Source organism: Acidimicrobiales bacterium (assembly GCA_036491125.1).
Classification (GTDB): Bacteria; Actinomycetota; Acidimicrobiia; order Acidimicrobiales; family AC-9; genus AC-9.
Genome location: DASXCO010000083.1, coordinates 1 through 14,250, shown reverse-complemented (window position 1 = coordinate 14,250; position 14,250 = coordinate 1). Strand labels below are relative to the sequence as shown.

The window sequence follows — 14,250 nt, the reverse complement described above, 5'->3', positions numbered from 1 at the left end:
GGCTTCGGGTGTTACCGACTTTCGTGGTGTGACGGGCGGTGTGTACAAGGCCCGGGAACGTATTCACCCCGGCGTTGCTGATCCGGGATTACTAGCGACTCCGACTTCACGCAGTCGAGTTGCAGACTGCGATCCGAACTGAGACCGGCTTTTTGGGATTCGCTCATCCTCGCGGAGTAGCAGCCCTTTGTACCGGCCATTGTAGCATGTGTGCAGCCCTAGACGTAAGGGGCATGATGATTTGACGTCATCCCCACCTTCCTCCGAGTTGACCCCGGCAGTCTCCTACGAGTCCCCGGCATTACCCGCTGGCAACATAGGACAAGGGTTGCGCTCGTTGCGGGACTTAACCCAACATCTCACGACACGAGCTGACGACAACCATGCACCACCTGTGTAGGGCCCCGAAGGACACCGTATCTCTACGGCTTTTCCCTACATGTCAAGCCTAGGTAAGGTTCTTCGCGTTGCCTCGAATTAAGCCACATGCTCCGCCGCTTGTGCGGGCCCCCGTCAATTCCTTTGAGTTTTAGCCTTGCGGCCGTACTCCCCAGGCGGGGCACTTAATGCGTTAGCTACGGCACGGAACCCGTCGATAAGGCCCCACACCTAGTGCCCAACGTTTACGGCGTGGACTACCAGGGTATCTAATCCTGTTCGCTCCCCACGCTTTCGCTCATCAGCGTCAGTACCGGCCCAGACCACCGCCTTCGCCACCGGTGTTCCTCCTGATATCTGCGCATTTCACCGCTACACCAGGAATTCCGTGGTCCCCTACCGGACTCAAGCCATGGCAGTATCGAGTGGCAGCTCCAGGTTGAGCCTGGAGGTTTCACACCCGACTTGCCAAGCCGCCTACGAGCTCTTTACGCCCAATGAATCCGGACAACGCTCGCCCCCTACGTATTACCGCGGCTGCTGGCACGTAGTTGGCCGGGGCTTCTTCTGCAGGTACCGTCAGTTTCGTCCCTGCTGAAAGGGGTTTACAACCCGAAGGCCTTCATCCCCCACGCGGCGTTGCTGCGTCAGGCTTTCGCCCATTGCGCAAGATTCCCTACTGCTGCCTCCCGTAGGAGTCTGGGCCGTGTCTCAGTCCCAGTGTGGCTGGTCGTCCTCTCAGACCAGCTACCCGTCGTGGCCTTGGTGAGCCATTACCCCACCAACAAGCTGATAGGCCGCGAGCCCCTCCCGAAGCAAAATTCCTTTCCTCACCAGGCCATGCGACCCGGTGGGGACATCCAGTATTAGCACCGGTTTCCCGGTGTTATCCCGGTCTTCGGGATAGGTTGCTCACGTGTTACGCACCCGTTCGCCACTGGACCTTCTCCGGTGTTGCCACCGGATGGGCCCCGTTCGACTTGCATGTATTAAGCACGCCGCCAGCGTTCGTCCTGAGCCAGGATCAAACTCTCCATCGAGATCAGGGAGACCACCCGAGGGCGATCTCGACGATCAGGAGAGCCGGCTTCGGGGACACTGATCCCCTCGGCCGACCGGCACCAGGACGGACATGTTGTCCGTCTCTGTGCATTGACTTCGGTGGTCGCTCGCGCGACCACCCCGCACTGGCTTTTGGCTTTTCCTCTGTTCCGTTTTCAAGGAGCGACGCGACACACGTCCCCGGAGGGAGTTGGTGCCGGGTCCTGCTGTCTTCCGAGGCGGCGAGGTAGCCCTCGCTCGGTCCCGGTCAACGTCGCCGCAGTGGACCAAACGGCCAACCGGGCGAAGAGTCAACCTAGACCCCGGCCCCTCCTCTGTCAAGCGTCGGCGCTGCGCCGACGCCCGGTGGCTCGGCCGCCCCGGGAGACGTTGACGTCGCCCGGCACCCACCACCGCCAACGGTAATCGGCCGCCACGCTGATCCCGACCCTCGGCCCAACGGCCGGGCGCCGCGGTGGAAGAAGCTCGTCGGCAGCCAGCACCACACCCCCGTCGCCCGTGACCAGGTCGGCGCCGTCCTGGTCACGGGCGAGGCCCAACGCCTGACAGAGCTTGCCGGGGCCGCTGCACAGGTCCCGCTCCCGCCGGGCACCCGGTCGCCGGGCCCACATCTGCTCCACCCCGGTGACGGGAGCCAGGGCCCGCAGGAGGACGGCGTGCCCAGTGCCTTCCGGACCACAAACGGCGTTGGCACACCAGTGCACGCCGTAGCTGAAGTACACGTACAGGTGGCCGGGAGGCCCGAACATGGTGGCGTTCCGTCTGCTCGGCCCCCGATAGGCGTGGGAGGCAGGGTCCTCGGCGCCTCGGTAGGCCTCGACCTCGACGATCCGGCCCACGGCCTGGTCCCGCACCAGCAGCTTGTTGAGAAGCGTCGGCGCCACGGCGCGAGCGTCGCCGAGGTAGAAATCGCGGGCGAGCGGCGCCCAACCGTTCGCGTGCGCCCCGCCCGGCTCACTCATGCCCCACCCGCTCGCCGTCGATCTCGAGGCGGCGGCGGAGGTTGCGCAGCTGGTCGGCCACCGGTTTGGGCCCCGCGCCGCCAGGGGTGGTGCGGCGGGTCACCGCCACTCCGGGCTCCAATAGCGCCACCGCCTCGCCCCCGAGCTCCGGGTGGCCCTCCACCAGCTCGGCCAGAGGCACGTGTCGCTCGAGCGAGTCGCGCACGATCGACGCCACGATGCCGTGGGCCTGACGAAACGGCATCCCTCGCGCCACCAGCCATTCGGCCAGGTCCACCGCCGCAGCCTCCTGGCCGTCCGCTGCCACTTTCATCCGATCGAGGTCGAAGGCCACCGTCGAGAAGAGCCCGTCGAGGGCCACCAGGGCCCGCCCGACCTGGTCGACAGCATCGAACAGCGGCTCCTTGTCCTCCTGGAGGTCCCGGTTGTAGGAGAGCGGAAGTCCCTTGAGCGTGGTCAGGATGCCCGTCAGGTGACCGACGAGGCGCCCGGTCTTGCCCCGCAGCAGCTCGGCCACGTCGGGGTTCTTCTTCTGAGGAAGCATGGAGCTGCCCGTGGCGTACGTGTCGTGGAGGTGGAGAAAGCCGAACTCCTGGGTCGACCACAAGGCCACCTCCTCGCCCAGCCGGGAGAGGTGCACGCCGAGGAGGGCGAGATCGAACAGGGCTTCGGCCACGAAGTCGCGGTCGCTGACGGCGTCGAGGGAGTTCTCGAACCGGCTGGCGAAGCCGAGATCGGTGGCGACCGCGTCAGGGTCGAGGGCGAGCGACGAACCGGCCAGCGCCCCCGCGCCGAGCGGCGAGACGTCGAGCCGGTCCACCGTGGCGACCAGGCGGTCGACGTCGCGTGCCAGGGCCCAGCAGTGGGCGAGGAGGTGATGGGCCAGCAGCACCGGCTGCGCCCGCTGGAGATGGGTGTAACCGGGCAGGTACGCGTCGCCGACCTCGTCGGCCCGGTCGGCCAGCACCGTCTGGACCCTGAGGATCGCCTGGGCCAGGGCCCGCAGCTCGCGCCTGGTGTAGAGGCGCATGGCCGTGGCCACTTGATCGTTGCGACTGCGGCCGGTGTGCAGCTTGGCCCCGACCTCTCCCGCCAGCTCGGTCACGCGGCGCTCGACGGCGGTGTGCACGTCCTCGTCGCCCTCGGCGAGGGCGAAGTACCCGCCGTCCAGCTCCGCCCCAACCCGGTCGAGGGCGCCGACCAGGGCGTCACGCTCGTCGGCGGTGAGGATGCCGGCACGCTCCAGCCCCCGTACGTGCGCCCGCGAGCCCGTCAGGTCGTCGCCCGCCAGGCGCAGGTCGAACGAGAGGCTCTCGGTGAACGCCACCACCGGGTCGGCGGGCGCCACCCCGAAGCGCTCCTTCCAGAGGCTCATCGGGTCGGTGGCGGCAGACCCGACGAGGGCGGCTGGCGGGCGGCCCACGTCTCGACCCCCAGGCCCCACAGGCGCACGAACCCCGCCGCATCCTCGTGGTGAAAGGCGTCGGCGGCCTCGTAGGTGGCCAGCTCGTAGTCGTACAAACCGACCGCGCTGCGGCGACCGGCGACGAAACAACGGCCGGGGACCTCGCAGCGCAGCCGGACCTCTCCAGCGACGCGCCGCTGGCTCTCGCTGACGAAGGCGTCGAGGGCCTCCTTCAGCGGCGAGTACCACAGGCCGTCGTACACCAGCTCCGCCCAGCGCGGCTCGAGGCGGGCCTTCTCGTGCGCCAGGTCGCGCTCGAGGGTGAGGTCCTCCAGATCGGCATGGGCCATCAGCAGGGCCAGAGCTCCGGGACACTCGTAGACCTCGCGGCTCTTGATCCCGACCCGGCGGTTCTCGACCATGTCCACGCGGCCCCAACCGTAGGAGCCGACGACGCGGGTCACCTCCCCGATCAGCTCGTGCAGGGGCATGCGGCGACCGTCGATCGTGGTCGGGAGACCGTCCTCGAAGCCGAGCACCATTTCGACAGAATGCTCCGCAGTGGGGGTCGTGAGCTCGAAGACCTCTTCCGGCGGCTGGGCCCACGGGTCCTCGAGGACCCCGCACTCGATGGTCCTCCCCCAGAGGTTCTGGTCGATCGAGTACGGGCTGGTCCTGGTCACCGTGACGGGAATGGCGAAGCGCTCGGCGTATTCGATCGACTGCTCGCGCGTCAGCCCCCAGCCTCGGACGGGCGCCACGGTCTGCAGGTCGGGTGCCAGGGCTCGGGTCGACACCTCGAAGCGGACCTGGTCGTTGCCCTTGCCCGTGCAGCCGTGGGCGACGGCATCGGCCCCGTGCTCCCGAGCGGCGGCCACCAGGTGCCGGACGATGAGGGGCCGCGAGAGGGCCGACACGAGGGGGTACTTTCCCTCGTAGCGGGCATTCGCCCGCAGGGCGGGAGCGACGAAGTCGCGCGCGAACTCCTCGCGCGCGTCCACGACGACGGCTTCCACGGCGCCGGCGGCCAACGCCCGCTGACGGAGTCCCTCGAAGTCACCGCCCTGTCCCACATCCGCGGCCAGGGCGATGACCTCCATACCCATCTCCTCGCCCAGCCACCGCACGGCCACCGACGTGTCGAGACCCCCGCTGTAAGCCAGGACCACTCTCTTGGGCAACGCAACGCTCCTCTCGTTCTGTCTGCTCGGGCCGACGCGATCAGAGACCGGCCCGGGCGGCGAGCCGTCGGGCCACGTCGGCCCCTCCCGCCCCCTCGGACGCCACCACGAGCACGGTGTCGTCGCCCGCCACGCTACCGATGACCCCGTCGAGCCCGGCCCGGTCGAGCGCCGACCCGACCACGTGGGCCGACCCTGGCGGGGTCCGCAGCACGACCACGTTGGCCGAGTGCACCACCTCGACCACCCAGTCCGCCAGGACCCGGCGGAGGTGGTCCTCCGGCGCCACCTGGTCCCGGGGCAGCTCGGGGACGGCATAGACGCTGTCCCCGCCCGGCACCCGGACCTTGACCGCGCCCAGCTCCTCGAGATCCCGCGACACGGTGGCCTGGGTCGCCTCCACGTCCTCTGCGGCCAACAGCTCGACGAGCTGGGGCTGGCTCGTCACGGCATGCCCCTCCAGGATCCGGGCGATGCGGTGCTGTCGCTGGCTCTTCGCCAGCTTCATCGGCCTGGACCCGGTGACGCGGCCGCCGGCGACGCCGCGCCGGTGTCTCGCTCAGTGTCCAGGAGCCACAGCAGCAGGCCGCGCGCGGCATGAAGGCGGTTCTCGGCCTGACGCCACACCGCGCTACTGGGCCCGTCGACGACGCTGGCCGCGATCTCCTCGCCCCGACGCGCGGGTAGGCAGTGCAGAACCACCGCGCGCGGGGCGGCGCGGGCCATGAGCGCCTCGTCCACGGTGAAGCCGTCGAAGGCCCGCCTGCGGTCGGCCGCCTCGGCCTCCTGGCCCATCGACACCCACACGTCGGTGTGGACCGCGTCGGCGCCGTCGGCCGCGAGCTCGGGCCGGTCGACCAGCTCGAGCTCGCCACCGAGCGAGCCGATCCGATCGGCGTCCGCAGCGTCCAGGCTGAAGGCCGGCGGTGACGCCACCCGCATGCGCATCCCCGCCAGCGCTCCTCCTAGGAGCAGCGAGCGGCACACGTTGTTGGCGTCACCCACCCAGGCGAGAGTCCGTCCGCGCAGCCCCCCGAGCACCTCCTGCATCGTGAGCAGGTCGGCCAGCGCCTGACAGGGATGGGCCCGGTCGGAGAGGAGGTTGATGAGCGGCACCCCGGTCCCGGCGGTGTCGAGTGCGGCGGCCATGCGCTCGAGATTGCCGTGGTCGCGCACCCTGGCGCCGATGACGGCGTGATAGCAGGCCAGGGTGCGGGCGATGTCCTCGGCGGTCTCCCGCGTGTCGAGCCCGACCTCGTCGCCACGGATGCTGATGGGATGACCCCCCAGTTGGACGACCGCCATCTCGGTGGCGTTGCGGGTGCGGCTCGAGGGCTTCTCGAAGAGCAGGGCCATACCCCGGCCGGCGAGCACGGGGCTCGGCCGGGGCTGGCGGGCGAAGTCCAGCACGGCCGCCAGCTCGTCTGCGGCCAGGTCATCCGTCTCGAGCAGGTGACGGGTCACGTCGTCCCCGTTCGGGCGGCGCCGGGGTCGCCCTGCTCGCCCAGCACCTGTCGGAGGATGGCCAGGGCCTCGTCGATCTCCTCCGACGACACCAGCAGAGGCGGAGCCAGGCGCACGGCCTTGTCCGTTACGGCGTTCACGACGAGGCCAGCGGCCAGGGCGCGGGCAGTGACCTCCTTGGCCACGGCCGCCTCCAGCTCGGCTGCCAGCAACAGACCCTGTCCCCGTACGCCGGTCACGCCGGGCAGATCCGCCAGACCGTGACGCAGCTGCGCCCCCGCCGCCGTCGCCAGCGCCGGGACGTCGGCCTCTTCCATGACGCCGAGGGTCGCCTTCGCCGCGGCAGCCGCCAGCGGTTGGCCACCGAAGGTGCTGCCGTGGTCGCCCGGCCTGAATGCCTCGGCCACCTCGCCCCGAGCCCAGCAGGCGCCGATCGGCACGCCATTACCGAGGGCCTTGGCCACGGTGACCACGTCGGGCACGACCCCCTCGTGCTGGAAGGCGAACCACCGCCCGGTCCGCCCCAACCCCGTCTGGATCTCGTCGAGCATGAGCAGCGCGCCGCGCTCGTCGCACAACCGGCGCACGGCGGCCAGGAACCCTGGCGACGACGGGTTCACGCCGCCTTCTCCCTGGATCGGCTCGAGCAGCACACCGGCGACGACCGATCCGTCCACCGCCCGTTCCAGGTCGTCGAGATCGTCCCACGCCACGTGGCGGAAGCCCTCTGGCAAGGGCTGGAACGGCTCGTGCTTGGTCGGCTGTCCCGTGGCGTGCAGGGTCGCCAGGGTGCGGCCGTGGAACGAGCCGTAGGCGCTGACCACTACGAACCTTCCGGGGCCCGCCCATCGGCGCGCCAGCTTGATGGCGCACTCGTTGGCTTCGGCTCCGGAGTTGGCGAGGAACACCCGCCCGCCGGCAGGCGTGCCGTCCCCGATCAGGCGGTCCAGCGTGGCCGCCACGTCCGGCCCCACGACGTTGCCGAAGAGGTTGGACACGTGGACGAGGGTCCTGGCCTGCTCGGCGATCGCCTCGGTCACGACCGGATGGCAGTGCCCGAGTGCGGTGACCGCCAGTCCCGACAGGAAGTCGAGGTACCGACGCCCGTCCACGTCGTACAGGTGCGTCCCCTCGCCCCTTACGAATGTCACCGGCGTCGGCGGATACGTCGCCATCAGGACGTCACCGGGGTGCACGGTCGCGCTCACGGGCTGACCAGCGTCCCAACCCCTTCACGGGTGTAGATCTCGAGCAGGAGCGCGTGGGGGAGACGCCCGTCGAGGATGTGAGCCTGGCCGACGCCGGACCGCACGGCCCGCACACAGGCCTCGGCCTTCGGGATCATCCCGTCAGAGAGGGTGCCGTCGGCCATCATGGCTTCGAGCTCGTCTCCGCTGGTGGCGTGGACGAGCGACGCGGGGTCATGGCGGTCCCTGCGCAGGCCCTCGACATCGGTGAGGTACACCAACTTCTCCGCGCCGAGCACCTCGGCCACCGCGCCGGCGACCGTGTCGGCGTTGATGTTGTAGGCCTGTCCGGTCGCGTCGGTGCCGATGGTCGCCACCACAGGGATGAGGTCCTGGGCCAACAGACGCTCGAGGATCCCCGCGTTCACCGAGTCCACCTCGCCGACGAAGCCGAGCTCCCCCGGATGGGCGCTGGCGGTGATGAGACCGGCGTCCTCACCTGACAGCCCTACGGCGAGCGGTCCGTGCACGTTGATCGCTCCCACGATGTCGCGGTTGACCTTGCCCACGAGCACCATGCGGGCAATGTCGAGGGTGTCGGCGTCGGTGACCCGGAGGCCGTCCCTGAACTCGGCCTGCTTGCCCAGTCGGGCCATCAGCTCCCCGATCTGGGGCCCACCGCCGTGCACCACCACGGGGCGCATGCCCACCGAGCTCATCAGCACGACGTCTTGGGCGAAAAGGGCCAGCGCGGGGTCGACGGCGGTGCCCGCTGCCCGCCCCGCGGGCTGGGCAGAAGGCGAGATGGCGCTGCCACCGTGCTTGATGACCACGACCTTGCCCCAGAAACGGCGGATGTAAGGCAGGGCCTCGGCGAGGACCTCGGCCCGGATTGCGGGGTCCAGCTGACTGGAAGCCACTGCGCTCACGAGGTCCTCATGTTCTCGTCGATGTAGCCGGGCCCGAGATCAGCGGTCAGGATCACGGCGGCGCCGCTCCCCAACCCGAGGTCGGCATGGAGCTCGACGTGCCGGCCGGCGAGATGGGACCGCACCGCCGCCTCGTCGTGGGCGGCGGCCACCCCCTTGCGGCAGGTGGTCTCCCCGCCGTAGGAGATGCTGACCCGCTCGGGGTCGAAGGACACCCCGGCACTGCCGAGCTCGCTCACCACCCGACCCCAGTACGGGTCGCCCCCGTACATCGAGCACTTCACCAGCGCGCTGTCGGCCACCCGCCTGGCGGCGCGCCTCGCGTCGGCATCGTCGGCCGCTCCGCTCACCGCGATCTGCACGACCCGCGTCGCCCCCTCGGCGTCGGCGACCATCTGGCTCGCCAGGTCCGCGCACGCCTCGTGCAGGGCCTCGGAGACCGCCGCGTCGTCGACCGGCCCGGCGCTCCCGCTCGCCAGGACCAGCACCGCGTCGTTTGTCGAGGTGCATCCGTCGATGGACACGGCGTTGAAGGAGCGCGCGACCGCTTCCCGGAGCATGGGCGCCAGCACGTCGGGATCGACGAGGACGTCGGTCGTCAGCACTGCCAGCATCGTCGCCATGTCGGGGGCGAGCATCGCCGCGCCCTTCCCCATCCCACCGACGAGGAAGCCGTTCCCCTCGACCCGGGTCTGCTTCACCGAGGTGTCGGTCGTCATGATCGCCGTCGCCGCCGCGGTGGCGCCCACCTCGTCAGTGGTGAGCCCGGTCGCCAGCGACGGGAGCGCGGCATCGAGGCGTTCCATCGGCAGGGGCACGCCGATGATCCCCGTGGAGCAGACCAGCACGTGTTCCGGTGCCGTACCCAGCGCGGAAGCCACCAGCGTCGCGGTCCGCTCGGCGTTGGCTCGGCCGACGACACCTGTGGCCGCGTTGGCGTTCCCGGCATTGATGACGACACCGGCGGCCCTGCCGCCGCTCGCCGCGAGGTGCGCCCGGCTCACCAGCACCGGGGCGGCGGGGGCGAGGTTGACCGTGAAGACCCCAGCGGCCGGGACGGCGCGGCCGTCCGAGGTGGCGACCAAGGCCAGGTCGAGCGCACCCGACGCCTTGATCCCGCAGGCGGTGCCGCCGGCCACGAAGCCGTCAGGCGCGGTGACGCTCACGGGTACATGCCGACGGTCGACAGGCCGCTGGTCTCGGGAAGGCCGAGCGCCAGGTTGGCGCACTGGACCGCCTGGCCCGATGCCCCCTTGACCAGATTGTCGAGCGCGCACAGCACCAGCACCCAACCGGTGCGAGGGTCGTACCGGCCGGTCAGGTGGGCCGCATTGGACCCGAGGGTCGCCTTCGTGGACGGTGGCGTCTCGCTCACGGACACGAACGGCTCGTGTTCGTAGGTGGCGTCGAGTAGCGCCAGCACCTCGTCAGTGTCCGTCGGCCTGGCGGGACGTGCGTAGCAGGTCGCCAGGATGCCGCGGGTCATCGGGGCGAGATGAGGGGTGAACAGGACCTGGGCTCCGGTCGCCTGTTCGATCTCGGGGGTGTGGCGGTGCTCGAGCAGCCCGTAGGCCGAGAAGTCCTCGTTGGCCGTGCCGAACTGCGTCGTGTGGGCGAGGCGTCGCCCCGCTCCCGAGACCCCGCTGGCGGCGTCGATGATCACCCCCGTGGGATCGACGGCGCCGGCGCTCACGAAGGGCGCCAGCGCGAGGGCGGCGGCGGTGACGTAGCACCCCGGTGCGGCGACGAGGTCGGCGCCGACCAGATCGGCCCGGAACAGCTCCGGCAGCCCGTAGGAGAACGCCGGCAGGAGCTCGGGAGCCTCGTGCTCGGCGCCGTACCAGGACGGGTAGGCGGCCGGGTCCCGGAGGCGGAAGTCGGCCGAGAGGTCGACGACGACGCCGACGCGCTTGCGGATGTCGGGGACCAGGTGCTGGGCCTCGCCGTGGGGCAGGGCCAGGAACACAAGGTCGAGCCCGTCGAGGGCGCCGGGGTCGAGCTCGTCCAGCCGGAGGCCGGGGTAGGCGGCGGCCAGGCTCGGGTACAGCTCGCCGACGTGGCTCCCGGCCTGGGTGCCGGCACCGGCCCAGGCCACGTCGAGCTGGGGGTGTCCGGCGCACAGCCGCAGGAGCTCGGCGCCGGTGTAGCCGGACGCGCCGGCGATCCCGATCCGCATGTCGATGACTATACATGCCATCGCATGTCCATGCGACTGGCGGGTGGCCTCCCGGCCTGTGGATAGGACGCGATATCCACAGGGTTGATGGTCTATCGCTCCACAGGGCGATGATCGTACCGTCAGGTCCCGTAGGGGGCACTCGCAGGAAGGTGAGCAGAATGGGGTTCGAGGTCACACTGTCCGACGAGACCACCGAGTGGGTCGAGGGCGCCGACTCGTACCAGCTCGAAGGGCCCATGACGACGTTCTTCGGCAACGAGGCCAGGCGCTCGGCCCTCGACTGCTGGAGCGTCAAGCTGGCCAGCTACCGCACCGATCAGATCATGCGCATCCTCCGCCGCCTCTGAGCGCCAACGCACCGCACGGGGGTCCGCCACCCTGTATGGCACTTTCAATGTATTTCGTGTAGTTTCCTCTCACGAGACCGGAGAGCGGAGGAGGACCCCATGCAACCGACCGTCGAGGGCGTCGAGCAGCGAGCCGTGGCCGAGCTGCGCCAGGCCGTACCCGAGCTGGAGGACCGCTACGGCGAGCTGGTCGACATCTACGAGGACGACCTCGGAGCCGACATCGTCTTCGGGGAGCTGGCCGACCTCGTCAACTACGTGGCACTGGGCAAGGAGGGAGACGAGGCGCTCCTCGAGCGCTGCCTGGACGTCGTGGAGTCGCTAGCCGAGACGGGTGATCGGGACGCCGACGAGATCGTCGGCTTCTACTTTCTGGACCAGCTCTCGCCGGGAACGCTCACTCGGGTCACCTCCCGGCTCGGCGAGCAGACACTCGACGTGCTCGACCGCCTGGAGACCGGTGACCTCGGGGACCCCGAGGGACCGTGACCGGCTCCGCCTGAGCCGCCCCGGGACCGGCTCGGCCCGAGGCGCCCCCGAGCCGCCGACCGACCTAGCCGCCGCGGAGCTCGGCCGGATGGGTCGACTCGACGGCCTCGATGCACCGGCGTCGGGCCTCGCCCACCTCCTCGTCGGTGAGGGTGTGGTCGAGGGCGCAGAAGCGCAGGCGGAAGGCCAGGCTCCGGCGGCCGGGCGGCATCCGCTCGCCCCGGTAGACATCGAAGAGGGCCAGCTCCACCAGCAGGTCCCCGCCGGCCTCGGCGAGGGTCTCCTGCACGGCCCCGGCCGGTGTCGACTCGTCGACGGCAAAGGCCAGGTCGACGTCGCTCGACGGGAAGCGGCTCACGGGTCGGGCCTGGTCCGACCGGCGGGGCGCGGCGACCAGCAGCCCGAGATCGACCTCGATCCAACCGACCCGCCCGCTGCGGGCGCCGAGCCCGAAGGCGCTCAGCACGTCCGGGTCGACCTCACCAAGGCCGCCCAGCTCGGCGCCGGTCTCGCCGACGACCAGGCGGGCGCTGCGGGTCGGGTGGAGGCCTGGGAGGGGGGCCGCCTGGATCGACACCGACTCGAGACGCAGCGCGTCACGGAGCGCCCGCCACACCTCGACCGCCGAGCGGGCGTCGTCCGCCGGCCAGGCCAGGGCCACGCCCAGGTGCTCGGTCTCGTCGGGCAGGGGCTCGCCCGGACGAGGCCATCCGAATACGTGACCGACCTCGAACAGGCGGAGGTCGGGATACCGATGCGAGGTGTTCAACGCCAGCGCGCGCAGCATGCCGGGGAGCAGGGTCCGGCGCAGCACGGACTCCTCTGCCGCCAACGGGTTCTCGACCTCGACCGACCGGCCGTTCAGCCCCACCGCTTCGTGGTCCCCAGGGGCCAGCAACGAAGCCGTCCAGGCCTCGTTGGCGCCGACGCCGGCCAGGACCTCGCGTACCCGGCGGCGGTCGCGCTGGAATGGCGTGAGTCGCCCGACACCGGGGGGCGGCGGGACCGTGCGCGGGATTCGCGCGTACCCGTGGAGCCGGGCCACCTCCTCGATCAGGTCGATCTCGCGCGTGCTGTCCGGACGAAACGTCGGTACCCGCACCTGCTGGACGCGCGGGCCCTCGGGCGACACCTCGAACCCGAGCGGGGTGAGGTGCTGGCGGACGGTCGCGTCGTCGAGCTCGGTGCCGAGGATGGCATTGACCCGGTCGGTGCGCAGCCGGACCACCGGCGGCGGCGCCAGCTCCCCGCGGACGTCCAGTGTCCCCCTCGCCGTCGTGCCACCGACGCCGGCCACGAGCTCGCAGACACGGGCCCCGGCGCGCTCGAGCGCCTCCGGGTCGGCGCCCCGTTCGAAGCGCACCGACGCCTCGGTACGCAGCCCGAGGCGGGCGGACGTGCGGGCGATGGCCATGGGCTTGAAGTTCGCCACCTCGAGCAGCACCCGCGAGGTGCTCCCGGTGATCTCCGAGGCGGCGCCACCCATGATCCCGGCGATGCCCTCGGGCGAGCCGTCCGCGTCACAGATGAGGCAGTCGTCAGCCTCGCCGCCGCGGCCGGGCACTCCCAGCTGCCGCTCCTCGCCGTCGAGGGTCACGATCGTCTCGCCCGCCCGCGCCCGGCGCACCAGGAGCCCCTGGCCGCCGAGCCGGTCGAGGTCGTAAGGGTGAGTGGGCTGCCCCAACTCGAGCATCACGTAGTTGGAGGCGTCGACGATCGAGTTGATGGGCCGCATGCCCGCCAGGACCAGACGACGGGTGACCCATGCCGGTGAGGGGCCGACCCTCACGTCGACGAGGGCCCGGACCAGCAGGCGGGGACAGAGATCGGGCGCCTCGACGATCGCCGTGGCCAGATCGGCCACGGTGACGCCGCCCTCCGCAGGATGAGGATCGGGTATCGAGAACGGGAGGCGGAGGCGGGCGGCGAGGTCCCGCGCCACGCCGGCCATGGACAGGGCATCAGGGCGGTTGCCCTCGATCTCCAGGTTGAACACCACGTCGGGCTCGATGCCCAGGGCCTCGATCAGGGGTGTGCCAGGCTCGGCAGCGAGCCCGTCGTCGTCGGGCCTCGACCCCACCACGAGGATGCCGGCGGCGTCCTCGCTGAGGCCGAGCTCGCTTCCCGAGCAGAGCATCCCGTTGGACTCGACACCCTTCATCTTCCGGCGACTGACGGCCATCCCTCCAGGCAGCACGGTGCCCACCGTGGCCAGAGGCACGAGGTCACCAACCGAGAAGTTCGTCGCGCCGCACACCACCTCGCGCGATCGCCCGTCGCCCGCGTCGACCGTGACGAGCCGGATGTGGTCCGCCGAGGGTATCGGATCGATGCCGAGCACCCGTGCGACCACGACACCCTCCAGGCCCTCGCCGACGCGCTCGATGTCCTCGACGACCAGACCGAGGTCGTCGAGGGTCTCGCCCACGTCGGCAGGATCGGCCTCGATTGGCGCGAAGTCACGGAGCCAGGACAGCGGAACACGCATGGTGAGCTTTCAGAACTGGGTGAGGAACCTGGTGTCGTTGTCGAGCAGGACGCGCATGTCGGCGATGCCGTGGCGCATCTGGGCGCAGCGGTCGATGCCGAACCCGAAGGCGAAGCCCGACCACTCCTCGTCGTCGATGCCCACCGCAGCGAAGACCGCCGGATCCACCATCCCGGCCC

General features: G+C 70.5%; 13 protein-coding genes and 1 rRNA gene. 2 read left to right on the top strand and 12 right to left on the bottom strand.

The genetic code is table 11. From position 1 onward, the window contains the following. The 10 genes from VGF64_07260 to argC form a co-directional block, all read right to left on the bottom strand. Positions 1-1,418, bottom strand: a 16S ribosomal RNA gene (locus VGF64_07260); the annotation flags it as partial. Between the two features lie 339 nt (positions 1,419-1,757). Continuing rightward, positions 1,758-2,402: a DNA-3-methyladenine glycosylase gene (locus VGF64_07255; protein HEY1634537.1), complete on the bottom strand. Its 645-nt coding sequence runs from the start codon at positions 2,400-2,402 to the stop codon at positions 1,758-1,760. Further along, the gene (gene argH, locus VGF64_07250) at positions 2,395-3,825 is read right to left on the bottom strand and encodes an argininosuccinate lyase (GenBank protein ID HEY1634536.1); all 1,431 of its coding nucleotides are present in this window, start codon (positions 3,823-3,825) and stop codon (positions 2,395-2,397) included. Before argH ends, VGF64_07255 begins: the two co-directional genes overlap by 8 nt. Next, on the bottom strand, positions 3,774-4,988 hold the full coding sequence (locus tag VGF64_07245; protein ID HEY1634535.1) for an argininosuccinate synthase: 1,215 nt from the start codon (positions 4,986-4,988) through the stop codon (positions 3,774-3,776). The genes argH and VGF64_07245 overlap by 52 nt, the downstream gene beginning before the upstream one ends. Before the next feature lie 40 nt (positions 4,989-5,028). Further along, positions 5,029-5,496 carry an arginine repressor gene (gene argR / locus VGF64_07240; GenBank protein ID HEY1634534.1) on the bottom strand — a complete coding sequence of 156 codons (468 nt, stop codon included), beginning with the start codon at positions 5,494-5,496 and terminating at the stop codon, positions 5,029-5,031. Beyond that, positions 5,493-6,452: an ornithine carbamoyltransferase gene (gene argF / locus VGF64_07235; GenBank protein ID HEY1634533.1), complete on the bottom strand. Its 960-nt coding sequence runs from the start codon at positions 6,450-6,452 to the stop codon at positions 5,493-5,495. Before argF ends, argR begins: the two co-directional genes overlap by 4 nt. Further along, positions 6,449-7,660, bottom strand: coding sequence for an acetylornithine transaminase (locus VGF64_07230; protein ID HEY1634532.1), 1,212 nt, complete (start codon positions 7,658-7,660; stop codon positions 6,449-6,451). Before VGF64_07230 ends, argF begins: the two co-directional genes overlap by 4 nt. After that, complete coding sequence (gene argB / locus VGF64_07225) at positions 7,657-8,568, bottom strand: acetylglutamate kinase (GenBank protein ID HEY1634531.1); 912 nt, start codon at positions 8,566-8,568, stop codon at positions 7,657-7,659. Before argB ends, VGF64_07230 begins: the two co-directional genes overlap by 4 nt. After that, positions 8,565-9,734 carry a bifunctional glutamate N-acetyltransferase/amino-acid acetyltransferase ArgJ gene (gene argJ, locus VGF64_07220; protein HEY1634530.1) on the bottom strand — a complete coding sequence of 390 codons (1,170 nt, stop codon included), beginning with the start codon at positions 9,732-9,734 and terminating at the stop codon, positions 8,565-8,567. The genes argB and argJ overlap by 4 nt, the downstream gene beginning before the upstream one ends. Further along, on the bottom strand, positions 9,731-10,765 hold the full coding sequence (argC, locus tag VGF64_07215) for an N-acetyl-gamma-glutamyl-phosphate reductase (protein HEY1634529.1): 1,035 nt from the start codon (positions 10,763-10,765) through the stop codon (positions 9,731-9,733). The genes argJ and argC overlap by 4 nt, the downstream gene beginning before the upstream one ends. A gap of 140 nt (positions 10,766-10,905) precedes the next feature. On the opposite strand from argC, the gene VGF64_07210 reads away from it, so the two are divergent. Next, entirely contained in the window at positions 10,906-11,094 is a 189-nt protein-coding gene (locus tag VGF64_07210) for a hypothetical protein (GenBank protein ID HEY1634528.1), read from the top strand. A 99-nt stretch (positions 11,095-11,193) separates the two neighbouring features. Continuing rightward, entirely contained in the window at positions 11,194-11,583 is a 390-nt protein-coding gene (locus VGF64_07205; GenBank protein HEY1634527.1) for a hypothetical protein, read from the top strand. Positions 11,584-11,647: 64 nt separating this feature from the next. Here VGF64_07205 and pheT read toward each other — a convergent pair whose 3' ends face one another. Both pheT and VGF64_07195 read right to left on the bottom strand, forming a co-directional pair. After that, positions 11,648-14,071 carry a phenylalanine--tRNA ligase subunit beta gene (gene pheT / locus VGF64_07200; GenBank protein ID HEY1634526.1) on the bottom strand — a complete coding sequence of 808 codons (2,424 nt, stop codon included), beginning with the start codon at positions 14,069-14,071 and terminating at the stop codon, positions 11,648-11,650. A gap of 9 nt (positions 14,072-14,080) precedes the next feature. Next, on the bottom strand, positions 14,081-14,242 hold the full coding sequence (locus VGF64_07195; GenBank protein HEY1634525.1) for a hypothetical protein: 162 nt from the start codon (positions 14,240-14,242) through the stop codon (positions 14,081-14,083). Positions 14,243-14,250 lie beyond the last annotated feature (8 nt).